At 67.2% G+C, this 25,155-nt stretch carries 24 protein-coding genes; 17 read left to right on the top strand and 7 right to left on the bottom strand.

Annotated elements, in window-relative coordinates; genetic code table 11:
* Positions 1 to 48: 48 nt before the first annotated feature.
* A complete protein-coding gene (gene ubiE / locus BMZ69_RS20075; RefSeq protein ID WP_092159936.1) occupies positions 49 to 810 on the bottom strand; it encodes a bifunctional demethylmenaquinone methyltransferase/2-methoxy-6-polyprenyl-1,4-benzoquinol methylase UbiE in 762 nt (253 codons plus the stop codon).
* Between the two features lie 130 nt (positions 811 to 940).
* Here ubiE and BMZ69_RS20070 point away from each other — a divergent pair, with 130 nt between their 5' ends.
* The 4 genes from BMZ69_RS20070 to BMZ69_RS20060 are packed head-to-tail and all read left to right on the top strand — an operon-like array spanning position 941 to position 3,525.
* On the top strand, positions 941 to 1,627 hold the full coding sequence (locus BMZ69_RS20070) for a hypothetical protein (RefSeq protein ID WP_092159933.1): 687 nt from the start codon (positions 941 to 943) through the stop codon (positions 1,625 to 1,627).
* The gene (locus tag BMZ69_RS31255) at positions 1,624 to 2,046 is read left to right on the top strand and encodes a PIN-like domain-containing protein (protein ID WP_139219120.1); all 423 of its coding nucleotides are present in this window, start codon (positions 1,624 to 1,626) and stop codon (positions 2,044 to 2,046) included. The genes BMZ69_RS20070 and BMZ69_RS31255 overlap by 4 nt, the downstream gene beginning before the upstream one ends.
* Positions 2,046 to 2,936, top strand: coding sequence for a bifunctional DNA-formamidopyrimidine glycosylase/DNA-(apurinic or apyrimidinic site) lyase (gene mutM / locus BMZ69_RS20065; protein ID WP_092159931.1), 891 nt, complete (start codon positions 2,046 to 2,048; stop codon positions 2,934 to 2,936). Before BMZ69_RS31255 ends, mutM begins: the two co-directional genes overlap by 1 nt.
* Positions 2,937 to 2,943: 7 nt before the next feature.
* Entirely contained in the window at positions 2,944 to 3,525 is a 582-nt protein-coding gene (locus BMZ69_RS20060) for a chloramphenicol phosphotransferase CPT family protein (protein ID WP_092160057.1), read from the top strand.
* Here BMZ69_RS20060 and BMZ69_RS20055 read toward each other — a convergent pair whose 3' ends face one another.
* The gene (locus tag BMZ69_RS20055) at positions 3,526 to 3,999 is read right to left on the bottom strand and encodes an SRPBCC family protein (RefSeq protein WP_092159929.1); all 474 of its coding nucleotides are present in this window, start codon (positions 3,997 to 3,999) and stop codon (positions 3,526 to 3,528) included.
* Positions 4,000 to 4,179: 180 nt separating this feature from the next.
* Here BMZ69_RS20055 and BMZ69_RS20050 point away from each other — a divergent pair, with 180 nt between their 5' ends.
* The 9 genes from BMZ69_RS20050 (at position 4,180) to BMZ69_RS20010 (ending at position 12,820) form a co-directional block, all read left to right on the top strand.
* On the top strand, positions 4,180 to 4,953 hold the full coding sequence (locus BMZ69_RS20050) for an enoyl-CoA hydratase (RefSeq protein WP_092159927.1): 774 nt from the start codon (positions 4,180 to 4,182) through the stop codon (positions 4,951 to 4,953).
* Between the two features lie 254 nt (positions 4,954 to 5,207).
* Entirely contained in the window at positions 5,208 to 6,203 is a 996-nt protein-coding gene (locus BMZ69_RS20045) for a threo-3-hydroxy-L-aspartate ammonia-lyase (RefSeq protein WP_092159925.1), read from the top strand.
* Entirely contained in the window at positions 6,200 to 6,595 is a 396-nt protein-coding gene (locus tag BMZ69_RS20040; protein WP_175506891.1) for a RidA family protein, read from the top strand. Before BMZ69_RS20045 ends, BMZ69_RS20040 begins: the two co-directional genes overlap by 4 nt.
* A gap of 168 nt (positions 6,596 to 6,763) precedes the next feature.
* On the top strand, positions 6,764 to 7,030 hold the full coding sequence (gene rpsT, locus BMZ69_RS20035; RefSeq protein ID WP_092159923.1) for a 30S ribosomal protein S20: 267 nt from the start codon (positions 6,764 to 6,766) through the stop codon (positions 7,028 to 7,030).
* 785 nt (positions 7,031 to 7,815) lie between these two features.
* The gene (gene dnaA / locus BMZ69_RS20030) at positions 7,816 to 9,330 is read left to right on the top strand and encodes a chromosomal replication initiator protein DnaA (RefSeq protein WP_092159921.1); all 1,515 of its coding nucleotides are present in this window, start codon (positions 7,816 to 7,818) and stop codon (positions 9,328 to 9,330) included.
* Positions 9,331 to 9,467: 137 nt separating this feature from the next.
* Positions 9,468 to 10,586 (top strand): DNA polymerase III subunit beta, encoded by a 1,119-nt coding sequence (dnaN, locus tag BMZ69_RS20025; RefSeq protein WP_092159918.1) that lies wholly within the window; start codon positions 9,468 to 9,470, stop codon positions 10,584 to 10,586.
* Between the two features lie 15 nt (positions 10,587 to 10,601).
* Positions 10,602 to 11,729, top strand: coding sequence for a DNA replication/repair protein RecF (gene recF / locus BMZ69_RS20020; protein WP_244543449.1), 1,128 nt, complete (start codon positions 10,602 to 10,604; stop codon positions 11,727 to 11,729).
* 121 nt (positions 11,730 to 11,850) lie between these two features.
* Positions 11,851 to 12,465: a LysE family translocator gene (locus BMZ69_RS20015; RefSeq protein WP_092159912.1), complete on the top strand. Its 615-nt coding sequence runs from the start codon at positions 11,851 to 11,853 to the stop codon at positions 12,463 to 12,465.
* Between the two features lie 10 nt (positions 12,466 to 12,475).
* Positions 12,476 to 12,820: a cupin domain-containing protein gene (locus tag BMZ69_RS20010; protein ID WP_092160054.1), complete on the top strand. Its 345-nt coding sequence runs from the start codon at positions 12,476 to 12,478 to the stop codon at positions 12,818 to 12,820.
* 170 nt (positions 12,821 to 12,990) lie between these two features.
* On the opposite strand, the gene BMZ69_RS20005 is transcribed toward BMZ69_RS20010, so the two are convergent.
* Together BMZ69_RS20005 and hrcA are read right to left on the bottom strand one after the other, a co-directional pair.
* Positions 12,991 to 13,548 carry an ankyrin repeat domain-containing protein gene (locus BMZ69_RS20005; RefSeq protein ID WP_092159900.1) on the bottom strand — a complete coding sequence of 186 codons (558 nt, stop codon included), beginning with the start codon at positions 13,546 to 13,548 and terminating at the stop codon, positions 12,991 to 12,993.
* Between the two features lie 93 nt (positions 13,549 to 13,641).
* Positions 13,642 to 14,724 (bottom strand): heat-inducible transcriptional repressor HrcA, encoded by a 1,083-nt coding sequence (gene hrcA / locus BMZ69_RS20000; RefSeq protein WP_092159895.1) that lies wholly within the window; start codon positions 14,722 to 14,724, stop codon positions 13,642 to 13,644.
* Between the two features lie 139 nt (positions 14,725 to 14,863).
* On the opposite strand from hrcA, the gene rph reads away from it, so the two are divergent.
* From rph to BMZ69_RS19980, 4 genes are all read left to right on the top strand, one after another.
* Entirely contained in the window at positions 14,864 to 15,580 is a 717-nt protein-coding gene (rph, locus tag BMZ69_RS19995) for a ribonuclease PH (protein ID WP_092159893.1), read from the top strand.
* A 4-nt stretch (positions 15,581 to 15,584) separates the two neighbouring features.
* The gene (rdgB, locus tag BMZ69_RS19990) at positions 15,585 to 16,232 is read left to right on the top strand and encodes an RdgB/HAM1 family non-canonical purine NTP pyrophosphatase (protein WP_092159891.1); all 648 of its coding nucleotides are present in this window, start codon (positions 15,585 to 15,587) and stop codon (positions 16,230 to 16,232) included.
* Positions 16,229 to 17,431 (top strand): radical SAM family heme chaperone HemW, encoded by a 1,203-nt coding sequence (hemW, locus tag BMZ69_RS19985; RefSeq protein ID WP_244543448.1) that lies wholly within the window; start codon positions 16,229 to 16,231, stop codon positions 17,429 to 17,431. Before rdgB ends, hemW begins: the two co-directional genes overlap by 4 nt.
* Before the next feature lie 368 nt (positions 17,432 to 17,799).
* Positions 17,800 to 19,023, top strand: coding sequence for an SMP-30/gluconolactonase/LRE family protein (locus tag BMZ69_RS19980; protein ID WP_092159889.1), 1,224 nt, complete (start codon positions 17,800 to 17,802; stop codon positions 19,021 to 19,023).
* Positions 19,024 to 19,035: 12 nt separating this feature from the next.
* On the opposite strand, the gene tsaE is transcribed toward BMZ69_RS19980, so the two are convergent.
* The 3 genes from tsaE to ahcY all read right to left on the bottom strand — a co-directional run bounded on the left by tsaE (position 19,036) and on the right by ahcY (position 24,994).
* Entirely contained in the window at positions 19,036 to 20,658 is a 1,623-nt protein-coding gene (tsaE, locus tag BMZ69_RS19975) for a tRNA (adenosine(37)-N6)-threonylcarbamoyltransferase complex ATPase subunit type 1 TsaE (protein ID WP_092159887.1), read from the bottom strand.
* Complete coding sequence (locus BMZ69_RS19970) at positions 20,655 to 23,090, bottom strand: sensor histidine kinase (protein WP_244543447.1); 2,436 nt, start codon at positions 23,088 to 23,090, stop codon at positions 20,655 to 20,657. The genes tsaE and BMZ69_RS19970 overlap by 4 nt, the downstream gene beginning before the upstream one ends.
* 485 nt (positions 23,091 to 23,575) lie before the next feature.
* Entirely contained in the window at positions 23,576 to 24,994 is a 1,419-nt protein-coding gene (gene ahcY / locus BMZ69_RS19965; protein ID WP_092160051.1) for an adenosylhomocysteinase, read from the bottom strand.
* Positions 24,995 to 25,155 lie beyond the last annotated feature (161 nt).

The raw sequence follows: 25,155 nt of genomic DNA, 5'->3' as shown, positions 1-25,155 counted from the left end.
CGCCACAAAAGCGAGCATGACGGCGGTAGGCTGTCACAGCCGCCTCACTCACAGCTTCCAGCCGGAATGCAGCGCCACGACCCCGCCGGTCATCGGCGTGAAGCTGGCGCGGCGGAAGCCGGCGTCGGCGATCATATTGGCGAAGACCTGCGGGCGCGGGAACTTGCGGATCGACTCGACGAGGTACTGATAGGGCTCGGCCTCTCCCGTCACCATTCGGCCCATGGGGGGGATGACGTTGAAGGAATAGGCCTCGTAGATCTTGTCGAGCAGCGGCACGTCGACATGGCTGAATTCGAGGCAAAGGAAGCGCCCGCCGCGCCTCAGCACGCGATAGGCCTCGGCCAGCGCCTTCTCGATGCGCGGCACGTTCCGGATGCCGAAGGCGATCGTATAGGCGTCGAAGCTATTGTCCGGCAGCGCCAGCTCCTCGGCATTGCCCTGGACGAAGCGGATGCGCTCATCATCCGGAAAGCGCTTCTGCGCCCGCTCGCGGCCAACGGCCAGCATCTCGGCATTGATGTCGAGCACGGTGACATCGGTCTGCGGCCCGCCCTCCTCCAGCACCTTGAAGGCGACATCGCCAGTGCCGCCGGCGACGTCGAGATGATGGAAGGGCCGATCGCGCGGCGGCTTCAGCGCCGTCAGCAGCGCCTCCTTCCAGGCGCGGTGCAGCCCGGCCGACATCAGGTCGTTCATCAGGTCGTAGCGGCCAGCGACCTTGTGGAAGACGTCGTCGACCTTGGCTTGCTTCTCGCCGAGCGGCACGTTCTCGAAGCCGAAATGGGTGGTGTCGGAGGCTGCTGTCACGGTTGGGCGGCTCTTGTGTTCGGGTGAGGCGATGAATAGCGAAAGCGCGCCGTCAGCGCCATCGCTCTGGATGTCGCGCGTTGACCTAGACCTCGCCGCGTGATTCTAGTTTTCAGGCCGAGGGTTCATTTTGACCAAACACGACACCTCTCTCATTGGCCTAGGGCTTTATACGCCAGCAGAAGCAGCGCGCCTGATCAAGGTGCCGGCTGCGAAGCTGACTCGTTGGCTCAAGGGGCATGGTTCCGGGAATCGTACTTACGCCCCCCTTTGGCACGGTCAGGTCGATCTGCACGACGACAAGCTTTATCTAGGGTTTCTCGATCTCGTGCAAAGCCGGATGGCATCCGCCTTTATCGCCGCCGGGTTAAGTCCGCAGAAGGTTCGCAGAGCTCTCGTTCTAGCGCGCGAACTGATCGAGCATGACCACCCATTCGCTACGTCTCGCTTTAGGACGGATGGCCGAACCTTACTTTTGGAGGCCCTAGGCGAGGATGAAGACGATCGGCCACTTGTCGACCTCTTCAAGCGGGGCCAGTATGTCATGCACAAGGTGATCGAGCCGAGCTTGAAAGGTATTGATTTCGATACCGATATCGCTGCCAGATGGTGGCCCAAAGGCCGAGCCAGTGACATCGTCCTCGATCCGAAGAGGCAGTTCGGGCAACCGATTATCGAGAGTGTCGGCGTACCAACGTCGATTTTGAGCGCCGCGGCCGAAGCTGAAGGCTCCGTCAGTCGAGCCGCGCAGCTCTTTCGCGTAAGTCCGGCTGCTGTACAGCGTGCTGTTGATTTTGAACGCGGTTTGGCCGCGTGAGAATTTTCTTCGACAATTGCACATCTCCCGTGCTTGCCGAAGTTCTCAACGCTTATGTCCATACCCAGGGGGGCGTCGCCCGGCACGTGCGAGATATGGCGGACTATGGTTTTCGCCATGATACTCCCGATATCGATTGGATCGAACGCCTGCATCAAGATCGACCCGCTGACTGGATCGTTCTGACGAACGACTTAAGGATTAGCCGGAACAAGGCGAACCGAGCGGCATGGCTGCGATGCGGATTGAAAGGGTTCGTACTTGCGTCAGGCTTTCAAAAGACTCCCATGAACCAAAATGCATCAACCCTGCTTTGGCGCTGGCCAGAAATGGAGAACTTTATCAAATCAGCTGCGCCAGGCTCGTTGTTTGAGCTACCGGTCAAACGCTCATCTGGTTTCAAGGCTCTGACCATTTAATGCCTGAACTTCCCGAGGTCGAAACCGTCCGGCGTGGGCTCGAGCCAGCCATGCTCGGCGAGCGCTTCGCCAGCGTCGAGCAGCGCCGTCCCGATCTGCGCTTCCCCCTGCCCGAGCGCTTCGCCGAGCGCCTGACCGGGCGGCGGGTCGAGGCGCTGTCGCGACGGGCGAAATACTTGATCGCCGATCTCGACGACGGGCAGGCGCTGGTCATGCATCTCGGCATGAGCGGGCGCTTCATCGTCGAGGCACCGGGAACGCCAGCGACCGAACCCGGCGCCTATTACAACGAGATCGGTCGGCACCTGATCCACGACCATGTCGTCTTCCATCTGAACTCGGGCGCCCGCGTCACCTATAACGACGTCCGCCGCTTCGGCTTCATGGACCTGCTGCCGCGCGCCGGGCTTGAAGCCTCCAAGCATTTTTTGGGAATGGGTATCGAGCCGCTCGGCAACGAGCTCTCCGGCGACTTGCTGGCGAAATTGTTCTCGGGGAAGGTCGCGCCGCTCAAGGCGGCGCTGCTCGACCAGCGCCTGATCGCCGGGCTCGGCAATATCTATGTCTGCGAGGCGCTGTTCCGCGCCGGCCTGCATCCCGAAGCCGAGGCAGGCTCGCTAGCGACTCCGACCGGCAAGCCACGCGAGAAGGCGCATCTGCTGGCGCAGATCATCCGCGAGGTGCTGGAGGAGGCGGTCGCCGCCGGCGGCTCGACCTTGCGCGACTTCGCCCATGCCGACGGCTCGCTGGGCTATTTCCAGCATCGCTTCAAGGTCTATGACCGCGAGGACGAGCTTTGCGTCACGCCGGGCTGCGGCCATCTCGTCAAGCGGCTGGTGCAATCGGGCCGCTCGACCTTCTATTGCGAGAGCTGCCAGAAGAGGGCCTGAGGACATGATGCCCGACTTTTCCCGCCCACCCGGCAGGATCATCCTGCTCAACGGCGCCTCCAGCAGCGGCAAATCCTCGCTGGCGCGCGCCGTCCAGGCCCGGATCGAGGAGCCGTTCTGGCACATCTCGATCGACCATCTGCGCGATTCCGGCGTGCTCCCGACGGCGCGCATCCGTAGCGGCCAGTTCCAATGGGCTTCGATGCGCGACGCCTTCTTCGAGGGCTTCGAGCACTCGCTGCTGGCCTATGTCCGCTGCGGCAACAACCTGGTCGTCGAGCACATCATGGAAAGCCGCGACTGGCTGCTGCGGCTGGTTCGCCTGCTCGCAGGGCAGGATGTCTTCTTCGTCGGCCTGCATTGCTACCTCGCCGAGCTGGACCGTCGCGAGATCGCGCGCGGCGACCGGCGTATCGGCGATGCCCGCCGCGACTTCCATCAGATCCACAGCTATTGCCGCTACGATGCCGAGCTGGATTCGGCCATCGCGCCCGAGGCCAACGCCGACAAGCTGATCGCCGCCTGGCATTCGCGCACTAAGCCCTCAGCCTTCCAGAGCCTGCTCGCCGAGGCCGGGCCGGCCGCCTGATCAGGCGCTTTCGATGAACCGGGCGAGGTTCTCCAGCGTCGAGCGCAAGCCGGCATCGTGATCCGCCTTGCCGATGCCGGCCGGGACGTTCTCGCAGAGGATCGTCACCTCGGTGCCGTCGCGGACCTCCTTGAAGCGCCAGGTCATCGTCATCGTGCCGGCGAAGGCCGGATCGTCCGAGACGAAGCCGACCTCCCAGACGATGCGCTGGCCCGGATCGAGCGCGACGAAGCGGCCTTCGACGATATCGCTGTCGGCGCTGGCCTTACCGGACGCGCCGGACGGGTCGTCATAGGTCAGGATCATGCGATAGCTGCCGCCGGGATGCGGCTCGAAGCGCTCGATCTTCGCCCGCATCCCTTTCGGTGGCAGCCAGCGCGACAGCACGGCCGGATCGGCGAAGGCATTGTAGACCACGCCGGGCGAAGCCTTGACGAGGCGCGAGGCGGTATCGGTTCTGGTTTTGTCGGCCATGCGCACCTCCTATTCGACAGCTGCGAACCATCAACGCGCGAACTGCCTCTGGGGTGGCGAAAATTCGTGCCATCAATTGCCGTGGTCATTCAGCCCTATGCGCACCTTGCACGGGCGCGCATGGACTTCCCCCCGCCCCGGCCGCTAAAGCTGCCGCGACAGATCATCCGGGAGGCCGCCATGGCTTATGAGACCATTCTCGTCGAGGTGAAGGGCAAGGTCGGCATCATCACGCTGAACCGGCCGCAGGCCCTGAACGCGTTGAACGTCCAGCTGATCGCCGACATCAACGCGGCGCTCGACGGGTTCGAGCGCGACGACGAGATCGGCTGCATCGTCATGACCGGCTCGGAAAAGGCCTTCGCCGCCGGCGCAGACATCAAGGCGATGCAGGAGCGCAGCTATCCCGGCACCTATCTCGACGACAAGTTCGCCGACTGGGACCGGATCGGCCAGCGCCGCAAGCCGATCATCGCGGCGGTCGCGGGCTTTGCGCTGGGCGGCGGCTGCGAGCTCGCGATGATGGCGGACTTCATCATCGCCGCCGACAACGCCAAGTTCGGCCAGCCCGAGATCAATCTGGCCGTCATCCCCGGCGCCGGCGGCACCCAGCGCCTCACCCATGCGATCGGCAAGGCCAAGGCGATGGACCTGTGCCTCACCGGCCGATTCATGGACGTGACCGAGGCCGAGCGCGCCGGCCTCGTCGCCCGTATCGTCCCGCTCGCCGACCTCATGACCGAGACGCTCAAGGCGGCGGAGCAGATCGCCTCGAAGTCGCTGCCCTCGCTGCTGTCGGCAAAGGAATCGGTCAATCGCGCTTTCGAGACGACGCTGGCCGAAGGCCTGCGCTTCGAGCGCCGCGTCTTCTCGGCGCTGTTCGGCACGCATGACCAGAAGGAAGGCATGGCCGCCTTTATCGAGAAGCGGAAGCCGGAGTTCAAGAACCGCTGAACGCGATACAGCCGGCCTCGTCTCTCTCTCGCTGGTCATCCCGGACAAGCGGCAAAGCCGCGCCGATCCGGGATCCATTCCGGAGCCTTTCCGAAAGAGGTTCCGGAATGGGTCCTGGGTCCCCCTTCGGTCGCCCGGGACGATCTGTATCGAATGGCAGCGCCACGCATGGCCGGCGCCAGTTTCTTTCACTTGAAAGGGCGGCGGTGCTGCTGGACCATGCGGGCTCGTCTTCAGAGCACGCAGGATTTCCCATGACCGCCGCAGCCCGCTCCGCCGATGCCATCGCGCTGCCGACCTATGCCGATGTCGAAGCGGCGGCAAAGCGCATCGCCGGGGTGGCGCATCGCACGCCGGCGCTGACGTCGCGCACCGCCAATGAGCGCACCGGGGCCAATCTCGTCTTCAAGGCCGAGAACCTGCAGCGCATGGGCGCCTTCAAATTCCGCGGCGGCTACAATGCCATCGCCGCGCTGACGCCGGAGCAGCGCAAGGCCGGCGTGCTGACCTATTCCTCCGGCAATCATGCCCAGGCGATCGCCTATGCCAGCAGGCTGCTCGGCGCGCCAGCGACGATCATCATGCCGCTCGACGCTCCCGCGGCGAAGGTGGCGGCGACCAAGGGCTATGGCGCCGAGGTCGTCACCTATGATCGCTACACCCAGGACCGGCTCGAGCTGGGGGACCGGCTGGCGGCCGAGCGCGGACTGACGCTGATCCCGCCTTACGATCACCCCGAGGTCATCGCCGGCCAGGGCACGGCGACGAAGGAGCTGATCGAGGACGCCGGCGAGCTCGACGTGCTGCTCGTCTGCCTTGGCGGCGGCGGGCTCCTCGCCGGCGCATTGCTGGCGGTAAAGGCGCTCAATCCGGGCTGCAAGGTCTACGGCGTCGAGCCCGAGGCCGGCAATGACGGCCAGCAATCGCTGCGCCGGGGGGAGATCGTCAAAATCGACGTGCCCAAGACCATCGCCGACGGCGCCCAGACGCCCTTCCTCGGCAATTACACCTTCCCGATCATCCGCGATCTCGTCGAGGACATCGTCACCGTGCCGGACGCGGCGCTGGTCGCCGCGATGCGCTTCTTCGCCGAGCGGATGAAGCTCGTGGTCGAGCCGACCGGCTGCCTCGCCGCGGCGGCCGCCTTCACCGGCGCCGCGCCGGTCGAGGGCAAGCGCGTCGGCGTCATCCTCAGCGGCGGCAATGTCGATCTCGCCAGCTTCGCGCGCTTCGTCGGCGAGGGCGCGTGAGCGCGATCGAGACGATCCTGTCGCCCGATGTACCGCCCCCGGCCGGGCATTACGCGCAGGCGACCGCCTATAAGGACCTCGTCTTCGTCTCCGGCCAGCTCGCGCCGCGCCCGGATGGCAGCCATACAGCCGGCGAGCCCTTCGCGGTGCAGGCGCGCCAGGCGCTCGATAATCTTCTTGCCGTGCTCGCGGCCGCCGGCTGTGGTCCGGCCGATGTGCTGAAAGTCACCGCCTATCTGGTCGGCGCCGCGCATTGGCCTGACTTCAACGCGATCTATGCCGAGGTTTTCGGGCCGCACAGGCCGGCGCGCGCGGTCGTTCCGGTACCGGAACTTCACCATGGCTATCTCATCGAGATCGAGGCCGTGGCGGTCCGCCGCAAGACGGATTGAAGGCGGCTACGATTCCGCGTTGACGCCGGGCCCGGCAGGAACTATAGGGTCGGGCCTCGCGGCGGTCTTGCTCCGGCAGGACCGTCGCTCGCATTTTCATTGAAGCTTCGTGGTCGTGCAAGCCGGCAGTTGCCAGGCGCCTGCCGCGATGAGGACGAGGACGTTACGATGGCCAACACGACTTCGGCCAAGAAGGCCACGCGTAAGATCGCGCGGCGTACCGAAGTGAACAAGGCGCGCCGCAGCCGCATGCGCACCTTCCTGCGCAAGGTCGAGGAGGCGATCGCCTCCGGCGACAAGGGCGCCGCCACCGAGGCGCTGAAGGCCGCCCAGCCGGAGATCATGCGGGCCGCGCAGAAGGGCGTGGTTCACAAGAACACCGCTTCGCGCAAGGTCTCGCGCCTGGCTCACCGTGTGAGCACCCTGGCTTCCTGATCGCCGTTCATCAGAGCGGATTTCTGCGCAGTTTTCGACCCGGCCGAAAGGCCGGGTTTTTCTTTGCCGGACAGCCTGGGAAAAAGGGGGCCGACGTTGCGGCGCAACACCCGCTGTCAACGCCGATTCCGCAATCTTTCCACGACTTTACCGACTTGACACCAGCATCGTTTTGGAGGTCGGAAATCGTCCCGGACGGGACTTTAGGCCGCTCAAAATTCCTCCATATTTTTCATCATCTTAGTGGGCAAAGCAATTCAGTTGAGTGAATCACCGGGGCCCGGATGGGGCAGTGGACGGCCCGAAAAAAAAAAGATTCGGAGCCGGCACGAGACTCGCCCGGTAAAGAAAAGCTTAACTTCCCCAACTGATTGCGAGCGACCTTCCGGTAGGTCAGATAGGGGTCGGAATGCCCCTCAGCCACGAAGCCGGCTGAGGGGGATATTGCCCCCGTTCGAGGCGGCCTTGTAAGGTCCTTTTCATCGGCGGGCGGACAGCGATGTCCAACCGGCTCTCCACAGAATTGTTGATGTTTTGACTTACAACCGGAAGGGGTTGGAAGAATGAGCTTGTTTGTCTTGAAGATTTAAAAGCGTTGAAATGACTGATGGCCGCGGCCGGATTTTCGAGCCTGGCGGCATTACCATGAAGAGCGTTGGAGTGACCTCGCTTCGCGGCTTATGCCGGCGGAGAGGGCGATGCTTTTCCTAGAAACCTGACATCGCACAACCACGCTTTCTTCGGTGGGCGGGTAAGTGCGCACGATCTTGAACGGGGCAATCGGAATGTTCGAACGGATGGAGATTGGCAACTTGACCGAGGCAACCACCACCACGGCGTTGACGGGACTTGTCCTGAACGAGCCCGCCGGTGTTGCCGGGATCAAGGAATGCTGGGACAGGGTTCGCCGGCGTCTGCGCGCCGAGCTCGGCGAGGATGTCTTCTCCAGCTGGTTCGCGCGCGTCGAGATCGGCGCGATCGTCGAGGGCGTCGCCCATCTCACCGTACCGACCCGCTTCCTGAAGAGCTGGCTCGAAGCCCATTACGCCGAGCGCCTGCGGGCCCACTGCATGGCCGAGCTCGATGCGCCCAACGGCGTGGCCCTTTCGGTGCGCCAGGTGGCGCGCGAGAGCGCTGAGCCCAGCCAGGACCTTTCGGCGCACCGAGCCCGCCCGGCTCAAGCCCGTCCGGCGGCACCCGCCCCGGGGATTGCGGTTGTCACTCCCGCCGACCAGCCTTCCGAGCGCGATCCGATGGATGCCTGCGGCACCCTGCTCGACCGGCGCATGAGCTTCCAGAGCTTCGTCGTCGGCAAGTCGAACGCCCTCGCCTTCGCGGCAGCCGAGCGGATATCGGCGGCCCCGGCCGGCTCGACTCCCTATAACCCGCTCTACCTCCATGCCGGCGTCGGCCTCGGCAAGACGCATCTGATCCAGGCGATCGCCCAGGATGCGCGCCAGCACGGCAAGCGCGTCGCCTATTTCACCGCCGACCGCTTCATGTACGGCTTCGTCGCCGCGCTGAAGTCGCAGACGGCGCTCGCCTTCAAGGAGAAGCTGCGCGGCATCGACCTCCTGATCGTCGACGACGTCCAGTTCATCCAGGGCCGCTCGATCCAGCAGGAGTTCGGCCACACGATCAATGCGCTGATCGACGCCGGCAAGCAGATCGTCGTCGCCGCCGACCGGCTCCCTGCCGATCTTGAGGCGCTCGACGAGCGCATCCGCTCGCGGCTCGCCGGCGGGCTCGTCGTCGAGATCGGCGAACTCGACGAGGCGCTGCGGGTCAAGATCCTGACGACCCGCCTCGACGGGCTGAAGGCCGCCCATCCGAGCTTCCACGTCAATCCGGACGTGATCGCCTATGTCGCCAAGGTTGTCGCGACCAATGGCCGCGATCTCGACGGCGCCGCCAACCGCATCCTGGCGCATGCGACGCTGACCGGGGCGAGCGTGACGATGGAGACGGCGGAAGCGGCGATCCGCGACCTCGTGCGGACGCGCGAGCCGCGCCGGGTCAAGATCGAGGACATCCAGAAGCTGGTCGCGACCCGCTACAATGTCAGCCGCGCCGACATCCTGTCGGAGCGCCGGACCGCGGCGGTGGTCAAGCCGCGCCAGATCGCGATGTATCTCGCCAAGGCGCTGACGCCGCGCTCCCTGCCCGAGATCGGCCGCCGTTTCGGCGGGCGCGACCACACCACCGTGCTGCATGCCGTGCGCAAGATCGAGAAGGCGATCGTCGAGGACCGCCTGCTCCATGACGAGGTCGACCTGCTGAAGCGCATGCTGCAGGAGTGATCTGCGGCGATCCCTCCATGCGTTAACTGTGCAGGCTGGTTCACGCGCCCTTGCGCGTGGGCCGGCCGTCCGGCAATGTCGCGGGCCACCTTTCTGCCTGCCGGCTCGCCGCGGGCGCCAGCATGCCAGAAGACGCCATGAAGGTTACGGTCGAACGCTCCACGCTCCTGAAGTCGCTCGGGCATGTCCATCGTGTCGTCGAGCGGCGCAACACGATCCCGATCCTGTCGAACCTGCTGCTGCGCGGCAGCGAGGACGGGCTGAAGCTGAAGGCGACCGACCTCGACATCGAGGTGGTCGAGACCGTGCCGGCCGACATCGTCGAGCCCGGCGCGACCACGGTTCCCGCCCACACCCTGTACGACATCGTCCGCAAGCTGCCCGACGGCTCGCAGGTCTCGCTGGAGACCACCGGCGAGACCGGCCAGATGGTGCTGCGCTCGGGCCGCTCGCGCTTCACTTTGCAGGCGCTGCCGGAAAGCGACTTCCCCGACATCACCGCCGGCGAGATGGCGCATCGCTTCGTGCTGCCGGCCGGCGAGTTCAAGCGCCTGATCGACAAGACCCAGTTCGCGATCTCGACCGAGGAGACGCGCTACTATCTCAACGGCATCTATCTGCACGCCATCGACGTCGACGGACGCCCGGTGCTGCGCGCGGTCGCGACCGACGGTCACCGCCTCGCCCGCGTCGACACCGCCGCCCCGCAAGGCTCGCTCGGCATGCCCGGCGTGATCGTGCCGCGCAAAGCCGTGGCCGAGATCCAGAAGCTGCTGGAGGACGGCGAGAGCGAGGTCCAGATCGAGCTCTCCGCCACCAAGATCCGCGTCGCCACAGCCGAGGTCGTGCTGACCTCGAAGCTGATCGATGGCACCTTCCCGGACTACCAGCGCGTCATCCCCTCAGGCAACGACAAGCTGCTGACCGTCGACAAGGGCGATTTCGCTGCGTCGGTCGATCGCGTCTCGACGATCTCGTCCGAACGCGGCCGGGCCGTGAAGCTCTCCATGGCCGACGGCCGGATGACGCTCTCGGTGACCAATCCCGATTCCGGCTCGGCGACCGAGGAGATCGAGGTCGACTACGATGCCGGCCCGCTCGATATCGGCTTCAACGCGCGCTATCTGATGGACATCGCCGCCCAGCTCGACGGCGACACCGCCCTGCTCAAGCTCGCCGATCCGGGCTCGCCGACGGTGATCCAGGACCGCGAAGGCGCTTCGGCCCTCTATGTGCTGATGCCGATGCGGGTCTGATCCCGCGAGCGCATCTTGACCGCGGTCGCCCGCCTCACCCTGCAGAATTTCCGCTCCTATCCGGCCCTCGATCTCGTGATCGAGGGCCGGCTCGTTGCGCTGTGCGGGGAGAACGGCGCCGGCAAGACCAATCTGCTCGAGGCGCTCTCGCTGTTCGCCCCCGGCCGCGGCCTCAGGCGGGCCGATCTCGCCGACATGGTGCGCCTGCCCGGCGATGGCGGCTTCGCCGTCTCGATCGGGCTCGCCGATGACGGCGCACGGCTCGGGATCGGGCTGGAGCCGCCGGATGCTGAGGGAAAGCGGGCCAGGATCGCCCGGATCGACGGCGCTCCGGCCGGCTCGGCGCTCGCCTTCAGCGATTATGTCAGGCTGGTCTGGCTGACGCCCGATCTCGACGGGCTGTTCAGGGGCGCCGCCGGCGATCGCCGCCGCTTCCTCGACCGGCTGGTGCTGGCGGTCGATCCCGGCCACGGCACGCGCTCGAACGCGCTGGAGAAGGCGCTGCGCTCGCGCAACCGCATCCTCGAGGACAGCCCTCACCAGCAGCGCTGGCTCGACGCAGTCGAGCGCGAGATCGCCGAGCTCGGCGTCGCCGTCGCAGCGGCGCGCGCCGAGACGGTGGCGCGGCTGTCCGCCATCATCGCGCAGACGGCCGACGAGACCTCGCCCTTCCCGCAGGCCGATATCGCGCTGGAGGGTGAGATCGACGCGCTGGTCGCCACCCTGCCGGCGCTCGATGCCGAGGACCGCTATCGCGAGCTGCTGCGGGAGATGCGCCCGCGCGACAAGGCGGCCGGGCGCACCCTCACCGGACCGCAAGCCTCGGACCTTGCCGTGCGCCATGCCGCCAAGGACATCCCGGCCGGACAGGGCTCGACCGGCGAGCAGAAGGCGCTGCTGATCGGGCTGGTGCTCGCCCATGCCCGCCTCGTCGCGACGATGAGCGAGCTGCCGCCGCTCGTCCTGCTCGACGAAGTCGCCGCCCATCTCGATCCGCGCCGGCGGGCGGCGCTCTACGGGACGCTGGCTGAGCTCGGCTGCCAGGTCTGGATGACCGGCGCCGACCCGGCTTTGTTCGGCGATCTGCCTGACGGAGCGCAGCGTTTGCTGGTCACGCCGGGCGAGGTCCGCCCCGTCTCCTGACAGCAACGGGGCGGCGATGCGTCAGATTCGGTGATCAGCGCCATCACGCTTGCCGATAAGACGCGGGATCGGCTTGCTGCTAGCATCGCGCCAACAACGTCATCTCAGGGAGCAGCGCTCGATGGACCTCGCCGGGCTTCTGGTTTTCGCCGGTGTCTATTTCCTCGCCGTCGCCTCGCCGGGGCCGGGCATCGCCGCGATCGTGGCGCGCTCGCTCTCGACCGGCTTCCGGCGGGTCGTGCCCTTCGTGCTCGGCATCGCGGCGGGCGACCTGGTCTGGCTGACCTTCTCGGTCCTCGGCCTCACCGTGCTGATGCAGAGCTTCCACGGCCTGTTCCTGGCGATCAAATACGCGGGTTGCGCCTATCTGATCTATCTCGCCTGGAAGCTCTGGACCGCTCCGGTGAAGAGCCTGGAGGACCAGCCGCCGATGAGTGGCGAAGGCATCCGCCTCTTCCTCGGGGGCGTCGCGCTGACGCTCGGCAACCCCAAGGTGATGGTGTTCTTCGTCTCGATCCTGCCGCTGGTGGTCGACCTCAACGCGATCACGCCGCTGGCCTTCGCCGAGATCGTCGCCCTGACCACGCTGATCATCAACACCACCCTGCTCGGCTACGCTTTCCTGGCCGACCGGGCGCGGCGGCTGGTGTCGAGCCCCCGGACGATGCGCCGGATCAACCGCGTCACCGGCGGGGTGATGGCGGGCGCTGCGGCGGCAATCGCGGCGCGCGGCTGAGATGACGGACATGGCAGCAGACGCACGCGCCATTCGCCGCGAGGACTGGTCCGAGACCCCGGGGGAATGGCATGGCGAGGTACAGGGCTTCGGCGGCGAGGTCTCGCTGATCTTCGTCCGGGCCGAGCCCGGCAAGGGACCGAGGCTGCACAGCCATCCCTATCCCGAGACCTTCATCGTGCGCGCCGGGCGGGCGCTCTACACGATCGGCGACCGCGAGATGGAGGCCGGGCCGGGCGAGATCCTGGTCGTGCCGGCCGGCGTGCCGCACAAGTTCCGCAGCCTCGGGCCGGAGACGCTGGAATCGATCGACATCCACGCCAGCGAGCGCTTTGCCACCGATTGGCTGGAATAGCGGGCCACCGACCGATCCGTCATTGCGAGGAGCGAAAGCGACGAAGCAATCCAGGGGGCGGCAAAGCTCTACATCCCCCTGGATTGCTTCGCTGCGCTCGTAGTGACGGAAAGCGGCGTGGTCATGGGTCCGGGCTCGCGCCTGCGGCGCGCCCCGGAATGACGGTGCACTCAACGCCCGCCGGCTGCCGCGATCAATTTGGCGACCTCGCTCTGACCGCGCTTGCGGGCGTGCTGGAGCGGGCTGACGCCGTCCTTGTCGGCGAGGTTGGGATCGGCGCCGGCATCGAGCACGAGCTTCGCCACCTGCTGATGGCGCGGGCCGCCATCGCCGAGGATCACGATCTCCAGCAGGCAGGTCCAGCCGAGATTGTTGACGTGGTTCACGTCGATGCCTGATGTCAGCAGCAGCTTGGCCGTCTCGACATGGGCGCGTTCGCAGGCAGGGATCAGCGCATTGCCGCCATAGCGGTTGCGGATCGTCAGATCAGGCTTGAGCGGCAGCATCGCCGCGATGATCTCGGTGCGGCCGCTGGCGCCGGCGAGCAGCCAGGGCGTGTCCTGGTTCGCCGCCTGGGCGTTGGGGCTCGCGCCTGCCGCCAGCAGCGCCTTGGCGACGGCGACATGATTGCCGGCGACAGCGAGCAGGAGCGGCGTCTGGCGTTGTCCGTCGCGCTGTTCGAGATCGGCCTTGGCGGCGATCAGGCGGTCCACCGCGAAGGTCGCCACGCCCCGCGGCTTCGAGCAGCCCGGTCTGCGCCTCTCCGGTTCCCGTCATCAAAACCATTCCCGCCAGGATCGCGGCCGCCCGCAGCAGCCACCTCATCGCCCGCTGTCGAGCAGGCGCCCGACCACCTTGGCGGTGTAATCGACCATCGGCACGATCCGGGCATAGTTCAGCCGCGTCGGTCCAATGATGCCGACGACGCCGACGATGCGCTGGCCGCCGTCGCGGAAGGGCGCGGCGATGATCGAGGAGCCCGACATCGAGAACAATTTGTTCTCCGAGCCGATGAAGATGCGGACGCCATCACCGGCCTCGGCCCGCGAAAGCAGATCGATCAGTTCGGTCTGCGTCTCCAGATCGGCGAAGAGCAGGCGGATGCGCTCCAGATCCTCCTGCGCCTTCAGATCCTCGAGCAGATTGGCCTGGCCGCGCACGATCAGATGGCGGTCGCCAGAGGGGCCGGAGGTCGTGGCGATGCCGCTTTCGACGAGGCGCGCCGTCAACTCGTCGAGCTCGCGCTCCATCAGGACGCGGCTGTCGGCGATCTCGCGCCGGAGCTCGTCAAGCGTCTTGCCGGCAATGCGGGCATTGAGGAAATTGCCGGCCTCGACCAGCGCCGAAGCCGGCAGGCCCGCCGGCAGCGCCAGGATGCGGTTCTCGACCGTGCCGTCATCGGCGACGAGCACGGCGAGCGCCCGGCCGGCATCGAGCCTGACGAACTCGATATGGCGCAGGCGCGCATTGGCCTTGGTGGTGACGACGACGCCGGCCCCGCGCGACAGACCCGAGAGCAAGGCCGAGGCCTCGGTCAGCGTCTGGTCGAGCGAGCGGTTGCTGGCGGCTGCCCGGATCTGCGCCTCGATGCGCGAGCGCTCGTCCGAGGTGAGGTTGCCGACCTCCATCATGCCGTCGACGAAGAAGCGCAGGCCGCGCTCGGTCGGCAGTCGCCCGGCCGAGGTGTGCGGGGCGTAGATCAGCCCGGCCATCTCCAGATCGGTCATGACGTTGCGCACCGTCGCCGGCGACAGGGCGATCGGCAGCAGCCGGGCGATGTTGCGCGAGCCGACCGGCTCGCCGGTGGTCAGGTAACCGTCGACGATCTGACGAAAGATCTCGCGCGAGCGCTGGTCGATCTCGACCAGGCCGCCGGGCGAATCCGGGCGGGTATGGGCGCTCATTCCCTAGCGAACAACCTCGATGCCATAGCCTATTGTCTCCGGCGAAGGCGGCCCGATCAAGCCCCATGCCCCTGCTCGCCTTGCCGCACTCCGCTTAAGCGCCTACAAGCCGCGGACTCCGGAACACAGGATTGGCACGATGAGACCCTCGAAGCGCGCAGCCGACGAGATGCGCAAGGTCACGCTGGAACGCGGCGTGGTGCGCTATGCGGAAGGCTCGTGCATGGTGACCTTCGGCGAGACCAAGGTGCTCTGCGCCGCGACCGTCGAGGAAAAGGGGCCGCCCTGGCTGCGCGGCACCGGCAAGGGCTGGGTCACCGCCGAATATTCGATGCTGCCGCGCGCCACGCATGAGCGCACCCGCCGCGAGGTCTCCTCCGGCAAGCCGTCGGGCCGCACGCAAGAGATCCAGCGTCTGGTCGGGCGCAGCCTGCGGGCCGTAGTCGACCTGACCGCGATCGGCGAGCGCCAGATCGTCGTCGATTGCGACGTGCTGCAGGCCGATGGCGGCACCCGCACCGCCTCGATCACCGGCGCCTGGGTCGCATTGCACGACGCGCTGAAATGGATGGAGGGGCGCGGCATGCTGAAGGGCGCCAATCCGCTGAAGGATCATGTCGCGGCGATCTCCTGCGGCATCGTCGCCGGCAATCCGGTGATCGATCTCGACTATGTCGAGGATTCCGGGGCGCAGACCGACGCCAATTTCGTCATCACCGGCTCCGGCGGCCTCGTCGAGGTGCAGGGCACCGCCGAGGGCGCCCCCTTCTCGGAGGAGGAGCTGCTGGCGCTGCTGAAGCTCGCCAAGGGCGGCGTCGGCAAGCTGGTCGCCCTGCAGAAGGCTGCGGTGGCCTGACGCCATGAGCGAACCCCGCCTCCTCACCGGCAAGGTCGTGATCGCGACCCACAATCAAGGCAAGCTGCGCGAAATGCGCGAGCTGATGGCGCCCTATGGGATCAAGCTGGTCTCGGCCGGCGAGCTCGGCCTGCCCGAGCCGGTCGAGGACGGCCACATGTTCGCCGAGAACGCTGCGATCAAGGCGGTCGCGGCGGCGAAGGCCTCCGGCCTGCCGGCGCTCGCCGATGATTCCGGCGTCTGCATCGACGCGCTCGATGGCGCGCCCGGCCTGTTCTCGGCCAATTGGGCCGGGCCGGGCAAGGATTTCACGCCAGCCCTGGCCCGTGTGCAGGCTGAGCTGGCAAAGCGTGGCGCGACCACGCCCGAGCAGCGCAAGGCGCATTTCGTCTCGGCTCTGGTGATCGCCTGGCCGGACGGTCATCAGGAACTGTTCGAGGGACGCGTCTTCGGCACGATCGTCGAGGCTCCGCGTGGCAGCTCCGGCTTTGGCTACGACCCGATTTTCCAGCCGGCCGGCCACGCCAAGACCTTTGGCGAGATGAGCGCGGAAGAAAAGCACGGCATCCCGCAGGACGGCTCCCCCGGCCTGTCGCACCGCGCCCGCGCCTTCCATGTGCTCGCCGCCGCCTGCCTGAGGGCGCCCGCTTGAGCCCTTCGGCCGCCCTTGCCGCGCGGCCCGGCGTGCCCAGGCATCCGACGGCGGATGCCGGCTTTGCCGTCTATGTGCATTGGCCGTTCTGCCTGGCCAAATGCCCTTATTGCGACTTCAACTCCCATGTCCGGCACCAGCCGCCGGACCAGGCCCGCTACATCGCCGCCTTCCGCCGCGAGATCGCCCAGCGGGCCGAACTGGCGCCGGGACGCACGGTCTCCTCGATCTTCTTCGGCGGCGGCACGCCCTCGCTGATGGAGGGCGCGACGGTCGGGGCGATCCTCGACGCGATCGGCGAGCATTGGAGCGTCGACCCGAACTGCGAGGTCTCGCTGGAGGCCAATCCGACCAGCGTCGAGGCCGGGCGCTTCCGCGATTTTCGCGCCGCCGGCGTCAACCGTGTCTCGCTCGGCGTGCAGGCGCTGAACGATGCCGACCTCAAGGCGCTCGGCCGGATGCATTCGGCCCAGGAGGCGCTCGAGGCCGTCGCGATCGCGCGGCGCTATTTCGAGCGCTATTCCTTCGACCTGATCTATGCCCGCTCGCCGAACCAGACACCGGCGCTGTGGCAGGCCGAGCTGGAGCTGGCGATCAGCCATGCGGCGGAGCATCTTTCGCTCTACCAGCTCACCATCGAGCCCGGCACCGCGTTCGAGCAGCTCTACAAGGCCGGCAAGCTCGCCATTCCCGATCCCGATGCGGGCGCGGCGCTCTACGAGCTGACGCAGGAGATCACGAGCAAGCACGGCCTGCCGGTCTACGAGATCTCGAACCATGCCCGGCCCGGCGCGGAATGCCGGCACAACCTGATCTACTGGCACTATGGCGAATATGCCGGCATCGGCCCTGGCGCCCATGGCCGGCTGGTGACGGCGGATGGCCGCTATGCCCAATCGACCGAGAGGCGTCCCGAGACCTGGCTGGAGCGGATCGAAGCCGACGGCGACGCGCTGGTCGAGAACGAGAAGCTCTCGGCCGAGGCGCAGGGCGACGAATACCTGCTGATGGGCCTGCGACTCGTCGAAGGCATCGATCCCGACGTGTTCGAGGGGCTGGCCGGCCGCAAGCTCAACGGCAACCGCATCGGCAGCCTGATCGCCGAGGGCTTCCTCGCCCGCAAGGCTAACGGCCGGCTCGCCGCGACGCCGGAAGGCGCGCTATTGCTCGACGCGCTCGTTGCCGACCTCGCGGCCTGAGGACTGATCGCAGCGCCAAGCCTACCGAAGCCGTTCCATCTGCCCCTTCAGCCCTCATCCTGAGGAGCCGCGTCAGCGGCGTCTCGAAGGATGATCCAGGGGGCTCCGGAGCCATCTGGAGCATCCTTCCAGACGCGATCCTTTGAGATCGCTCCTCAGGATGAGGGCTGAAGGATGAGGGCTGAGGGAGGCAGGCGCGGTTCCCCGCCCCGGACTCGGTATCATTAAACCGATTTAGATCGATGAGAAGCCCTGTTGAGGCAGGGTTCGCCATGACGGTGTGGTCGCCTGCCGCCACGTCGGCGCCGCAATCGGCGCTCCCGATGGCCGGGTAAGAACGGCACAAGTTCAACCCAGGGAGGTCAGCGATGCAGCCACGCATAATCGATGAATCACGTCCCGCCTTGTCACGCCGCCGCCTGTTGCAGGTTGCGGGTGCCGGTGCGCTCGTAGCCGCCGCCGATACTGCGTTGGCGCAGGCCCCCGCCGCCCGGCCCGGCCCGCCGAGCACGATCACCACGCCGCCGCGCGATTTCAGCCGCGGCGGCGCGCCGACCACCTATTTCTGGGACCCGGACGTCATCGCCGTCGATCCCGCATTCGAAGGGCTGGCCCAGCCGAACGCCGCGATCCAGCGGCTGTGGACCGGGGCACTCTGGGCGGAAGGCCCGGCCTGGAACGCACAGGGGCGCTATCTCGTCTGGAGCGACATCCCCAACAACCGGCAGATGCGCTGGCTCGAGGATGACGGCCGCGTCAGCGTCTTCCGCACGCCCTCGGGCAACAGCAACGGCAACAGCTTTGATTTCCAGGGCCGGCAGCTCTCCTGCGAGCATCTCAACCGCCGCGTCGTGCGCTATGAGCTCGACGGCTCGGTGACGATCCTCGCCGACAAGTTCGACGGCAAGCGGCTGAATTCGCCCAATGACGTCGTGCAGCATCCCGATGGCAGCTACTGGTTCACCGACCCGCCCTATGGCGGCCAGCTCTATGAGGGCGCGCCCGATGCGGCCGGCGGGCCGAGCAACACCAGCGGCAAGATCAATCCCCGGCTCGGCCAGCCACCCGAGATCGGCTTCTACAAGCGCGAATTGCCGACGAACTGCTATCGGATCGATCCCAGCGGCCGCGTCGATCTGGTCGTCACCGAGCAGCAGGTCCCCGATCCGAACGGCCTCTGCTTCTCGCCGGACTACAAGAAGCTCTACATCGCCTCGACCGGCAAGGGCCCGGGCGATACCGGCCCCGGCGGCAAGGGCGACATCCATGTCTTCGATGTCGGCGCCGACAACAAGCTCACGAACGGCAAATTGTTCTCCGACTGCATGGTCGACGGGGTGAAATGCGGGCCGGACGGGTTGCGCTGCGACGTGCAGGGCAATCTCTGGGCCTCCAGCAATGCCGGCCGCGCCGTCGGCTACAATGGCGTGCTCTGCTTCAACCCGGAGGGCAAGCTGATCGGCCGCATCCGGCTGCCGGAGGTCTGCGGCAATGTCTGCTTCGGCGGGCCCAAGCGCAACCGGCTGTTCATGGCGGCGAGCCAGTCGATCTATGCGGTCTATCTGGGTACGCAGGGCGCCGGGCCGGGCTGACAGGCGCCCGGCTCAGACCTCATCCTGCTTGAGCTCGGGCCGGTCCTGTTCCGTGGGGGTGGGATCGGCCTCGACCTTTGCTTCCGGCTTCTCCTGCCCGGCATAAAGCTTGGGCAGATAGGTCTCGTACCAGGCCTTCAGCTCGGCCAATGCCGGCTGCTCGAGGTTGCGGCGCAGATAGGCCTCGATCCGCGGCAGATGCTTGAGATAGCCTGGCTTGCCGTCGCGCCGGTCGAGCCTCGCGAAGATGCCGGCGATCTTGGTGTTGCGCTGGGCGCCGAGGATCGCATAGGCGCGGGCGAAGCCCGGCACGTCGAAGCCCGGATCGGTGCCGCGCCGCGCCCCGGCATAGGCGGCGAGCAGGCGCAATTCCAGCGCCGCCGGCACATCGACGCGGGCGTCCTGGCCGAGCGAGACCAGGTCATAGGCGGGGTGGCCGAGCACCGAATCCTGGAAATCGATCAGGCCGAGCCTTGCATGGCCGACGCGATCGGCCAGCCAGAGCAGGTTGGGCGAATGATAGTCGCGCAAGGTCCAGGTCGCCGGCGTCTCGAAGAGCTCGTCGAAGAGCTTCTCCCAGATGCGGCTGAACTCGGCCCGGGTGACCGCCGGCAAGGTGACGCCGGCGATGTGCGGAGCATACCAGTCGAGCACCAGCTCGGTCTCGATGGCGAGCGCCTCGCGATCATAGTCGGGCAGGACATGGTCGCGCCCTTCCGCCACCGGCAGGATCGTCGGCAGGGCATGCCGGTGCAGTTCGGCGAGCAGGCGGGCGGCCGCCTCGTAGCGCTCGGGGATCGGCCCGTCGGCGCCGACGACCGGCTCGGCGCCGAGGTCCTCGATGATCAACAGGCCTGTGACGAGATCCTGCGCCAGGATGTCCGGGGCCGAGAGGCCAAGCGAGCGCAGAGCCTTGTCCATGGCGACGAAGGCGTCGACGGTCTCGGCGAGATGGGCGATGGCGCTGTAGGGCTTGCCCTGGCGGATCGCAGGCCCGTCCGGGCGCGGCGGCGAGATCATCAGGATCGCGGTCTCGCCCGACGGCCTGATCAGGCGCTCATAGGCGCGGCTGGAGGCGTCGCCGAGCATGAATTCGCGCTTGGCCTCGCTCCAGCCGGCCTCGTCGATCAGGCGGCGGGCGCCGATGGCGAGCGAAAGCCGCTGGCGCCAGAGCACGCCGCCGGAGAGCGTCGCGATCCGGCCCGTTTCGGGATTATCGGGATCGACCTCCAGCACGATGTCGAGCCGCCGGCCCGCCGGGAGGCGCCCGCCGGCCCGGTCCGGCCACTCGACGATGGTCATCGCGAGATCGAGGTCCTCGATCAGGCCGATATCGTCGAGCTCGTCGGGGCTGCGGACGCGGTAGAGATCGGCATGGAGCAGGAGCCCGCGCGGGCTGTCATAGCTCTGCACCAGCGTGAAGGTCGGGCTCGGCGCCTCCAGCGTCGGATCGCCGGCGAGCCGACGCAACATGGCCCGCGCCAGCAGCGACTTGCCGGCGCCGAGATGGCCGGAGAGGGCGACGATGTCGCCGGTCTTGAGGATATCGGCGATGTCCTGCGCCAGCCGCACCGTCGCGGCCTCGTCCGGCAGGACGACGGTATGCGTGCCCGTCCGGGCGGCTTCGTCGCTCATTCGGCGGCGTCCGAGATGCGCATGCCCTCGGGCGGGAAGACGGCGGTGACGCGCGTGCCCTTGCCCAGCGCCGAATCGAGCTCGACGCGGCCGCCATGCAGTTCGACGATCGAGCGGACCATCGACAGGCCGAGCCCGACGCCGCGATGGCGCGAGCCCAGCGAGTGGCTCTCGAAACGGTCGAACACCTTCTCCTTGACCTCGTCCGGGATGCCGCGGCCCTCATCGGCGACGGTGATGCGGATCTCGCCGCCGACCCGGCCGGCGCTGACGCGGATGGTCTGGCCGGGCTGCGAGAAGCCGATGGCGTTGGAGAGCAGGTTGAACAGGATCTGGCGCAGGCGCTTGGGATCGGCACGCAGCGGCCCGGTCTGCGGGGCGATGTCGACCTGCAGCTTGAGCTTGCTGTCGGCCAGGCGGTCCTGCAGCCCGGTCGCGGCCTGGGCGATGCTCTTGGCAACGTCGACCTCCTCGAGATCGAGGGCGAGCGCGCCGTTGTCGATCGAGGCGAGGTCGAGGATGTCGTTGATGATGGCGAGCAGTGCGCCGGAGGAGCGGACGATGTGACCGGTATAGTCGCGCTGCTTCTCGTTGAGCGCGCCGACCGTCTCCTCCCCGAGCAATTGCGCGAAGCCGATGATGTTGGTCAGCGGCGAGCGCAGTTCGTAGGAGACGTGGTGGACGAATTCCTCGCGCAGCCGCGAGACACGCTCCAGCGCCTCGTTGCGCTCGGTCAGCGCCCGCTCGACATTCACGCCGGCGGTGACGTCGGCGAAGGTGATCAGCGTCGCCCCGTCCGGCAAGGGAGCAGCGGTGCAGTCGAGCACCGTGCCGTCGCGGCGCTCCATATGGCAGCGATAGTCCTCGCGGGCATCGCGCACGCCGGCGACGGCGCTGCGGATCTCGGTCCAGACCGCGTCGTCCGGGAAGAGCGGGCGGCTCAGGGTCACGACCTCGTCGATATGCGGCGCGGCCGCGGCGCGCTCGGGCGAGAGCTTCCAGAGCTGGGCGAAAGCGGGGTTGGAGAGCTTGAGGCGCCCGTCCGAGCCGAACACGGCGACGCCCTCGCGCAATGAATCGAGCGTCTCGCGCTGGGTGCGCGAGAGCGCGTTGAAGCGCGATTCCAGGGTGAAGCGCTCGGTCTCGTCGTCGAAGAGATAGGTGACGCCGCCCTGCGGGTTCGGGCTGGCGACGACATGGACGGTGCGCCCGTCGGGCAGGTACCACCAGTCCTCGCTGGCGCGCGTCGCGGTATAGGCGGCGTGGACCTGGGCCTTCCAGGTGCGGTAGTCGCCGAGCTCGGGCAGGCGGCGCTCGGTGCGCAGGCGGTCGAGGATCTCGCCATCGCCGGGGCTCGAATCGAGGAAGCCCGGATCGAGCGACCAAAGCGCCTCATAGCCACTATTGCGATAGACCAGGCGCTGCGAGGCGTCGAAGACGGCGACGCCGGTCTTCAACCGGTCGAGCGTGCGCACATGCGCGTCCATCTGGCGCTGAAGGTCGGCGCGAACCGCCTCCAGCTCGCTCATATCGGTGGCGATGCCGGCATAGCCGGAGGGCGTCGGCGTCTCCATGACATCGACGATGCGGCGCTGGCCGGCCATGACGACGGGCGCGCGCAGCTGGAAGACGCGGCCGTCCTTGCGGGCCTTGGCGGCGGCTTCGCGCTCGCTGCGATCGAACAGCTCGAGCCCGGCCGTGACCGCCTGCTGGCTGTCGGCGGCCTCGACGGCACGGGCATAGGCGGCGTTGACCCAGCTCAGGCGGCCATCGGTGCCGCGCATCCAGACCGGCTGCGGCACGCCCGCGAGCAAGGTCGTGAGCGCGGCATGGTCGCTGGCGAGCTTGCCGAGCTCGTCCTCCAGCGCCAGGGCCCGGGCCCGCTCGCCGCCGACCTCGCGCAGGCGGATCACGGCGCGGCCGGCGACGGGCCGGCCCTCGGCGTCGACGAAGCGCCCAGCCTTGGCCTTGAAGGTGAAGGCGAAGGCCTCACCGCGCTCCTTGAGCGCCTCGGTCGCGAGCTCGAGGCGCTTGGCCTCGGCCGGCGGCGCCCAGGTCCCGTAAGCCAGCGCCGGGGCGGAGCCGCCGATACCGAGGAAGCCGCTGTCACCCTCGACCGCGGGGCTCGCTTTCGGCCCGTCCCAGCTCAGCACGACCTGACGATCGCTCGCGAGCAGGGCGCCGAGCCGCTCCTGATGGCCACGCGCGGCTTCCAGGCCGGCGGCGAGCTCGCCTTCCCGGCGGGTCCAGCGCGAGCGCTCGCGGACATAGAGGATCGAGGTGGTGGTGGCGAAGACGACGAGCCCGACGAAGATCAGCGAGAGACCGCCGGCACTGAGCCAATCGGGCCGCAGGGGCAGCAGCGCCTCGGCCTGGGCGAGAGCGGGAGCCGGCGCTGCGCCGGCAAGCCCGGGCAGGAGGAAGCGGACCACTCCGTTCGTCTCCCGCCCGACCTGCCTTGCCCGTCTCATTCTCGCGTCCGTCCTGTCCCAGGCCAATCTTCCGGCCGCAATCAGCGGGGTGTCGCCAACGCGACAATCGGCCATGGCTCCCCTGAAGGACCCACGCCCGCAACCCGCAAAGCCACCGCTGCACGAAACCGGACGCCATGCGTGAAGCCTGCCGGCCGCCCGAATCAGTGCCACTGTAATCACCGCACGACTCCGGCAGGAAGTGCTTAATCGACGGTAAAGGCCGAATGGCGGCGACCATATGCGAAACCAATGGAGCGGCATCAACAAGTTGATGCCGACCGAAGCAACACATCTATTAGTAGTGTGAAGGGCGATGATTGGCCCTGAATGCGAAAAAGCCCGGCACGAGGCCGGGCTTCTGAAAGAGGGGCGCCGGGACCGGGAACGAGGTTTCCGATGGCGCAATTTCGCATCGCCCGGTCGGAGGCGGCCGGGCGATGGCGTCAGTAGCGATAGAGCTCCGGCTTGAACGGGCCGGCCTGCGAGACGCCGATATACTTCGCCTGGGCGTCGTTGAGCTTGGTCAGCTTGGCGCCGACCTTGGCGAGATGGAGCGCCGCGACCTTCTCGTCGAGGTGCTTGGGCAGGGTGTAGACCTTGTTCTCGTACTTGGCGTGATGGTTCCAGAGCTCGATCTGGGCCAGCGTCTGGTTCGAGAACGAGCAGGACATCACGAAGGACGGGTGGCCGGTCGCGTTGCCGAGATTCACCAGGCGGCCTTCCGAGAGCAGGATGATGCGCTTGCCGTCGGGGAACTCGATCTCGTCGACCTGCGGCTTGACGTTGTCCCACTTGAAGTTCTTCAGGCCGGCGACCTGAATCTCCGAGTCGAAGTGGCCGATGTTGCAGACGATGGCGCGGTGCTTCATCGCGCGCATGTGGTCGACGGTGATGACGTCGAGATTGCCGGTCGCGGTGCAGAAGATGTCGGCGCGCGGAGCGGCGTCTTCCATGGTGACGACCTCATAGCCCTCCATCGCCGCCTGCAGGGCGCAGATCGGGTCGATCTCGGTGACGAGGACGCGGCAGCCGGCCTGGCGCAGCGAGGCGGCCGAGCCCTTGCCGACGTCGCCATAGCCGGCGACGACCGCGACCTTGCCCGACATCATCACGTCGGTGCCGCGGCGGATGGCGTCGACCAGCGACTCGCGGCAGCCATAGAGGTTGTCGAATTTCGACTTGGTGACGCTGTCGTTGACGTTGATCGCCGGGAACGGCAGGCGGCCCGCCTTGGCGAGCTCGTAGAGGCGGTGCACGCCGGTGGTGGTCTCCTCGGAGACGCCCTTGATCGCGGCGCGGGTCTTGGTGAACCAGCCCGGATTGGCCTTCAGCTCGCGCTTGATCAGCGCGAAGAAGATCGTCTCTTCCTCATTGCCCGGCTTGTCGAGGAAGGCGGCGTTGCCGGCCTCGGCCTCGGCGCCGAGGATGATCAGCATGGTCAGGTCGCCGCCATCGTCGAGGATCATGTTCGGCGTGCCGCCATCGCCCCAGGTCGCGGTGCGCAGCACGTACTCCCAATACTCCTCCAGGGTCTCGCCCTTGATGGCGAAGACCGGGGTGCCGGTGGCGGCGATCGCCGCGGCGGCATGGTCCTGGGTCGAGAAGATGTTGCAGGACGACCAGCGCACGTCCGCGCCGAGCTCCTTGAGGGTCTCGATCAGCACGGCGGTCTGGATGGTCATGTGCAGGCAGCCGGCGATGCGGGCGCCCTTGAGCGGAGCCTTGCCGGCGTGCTCGGCACGGATCGCCATCAGGCCCGGCATCTCGTCCTGGGCCATGTTGATTTCCTTGCGGCCGTAATCCGCGAGGCTGATGTCCTTGACGACGTAATCCTGCTTCGACACGGGGACGCTCCAATCGATCGAACTTTGAATGACGGCGCGCTCTCTAGCAGGGCCGTCGCCAGAAGGCAATCAAAGATATAAAGATGTCTTTATATCCGCCGAAAGGAGCGCGGCGCACCCTAGCCCGGGGCCCTCCTGCGGCCACCATCCCTTGGCCCGGATCCGACGGATCGAGAGGC

The organism is Allobosea sp. CRIB-10 (genome assembly GCF_900112185.1).
Lineage (GTDB): Bacteria > Pseudomonadota > Alphaproteobacteria > Rhizobiales > Beijerinckiaceae > Allobosea.
This window is presented reverse-complemented; position numbering and strand designations above follow the sequence as displayed.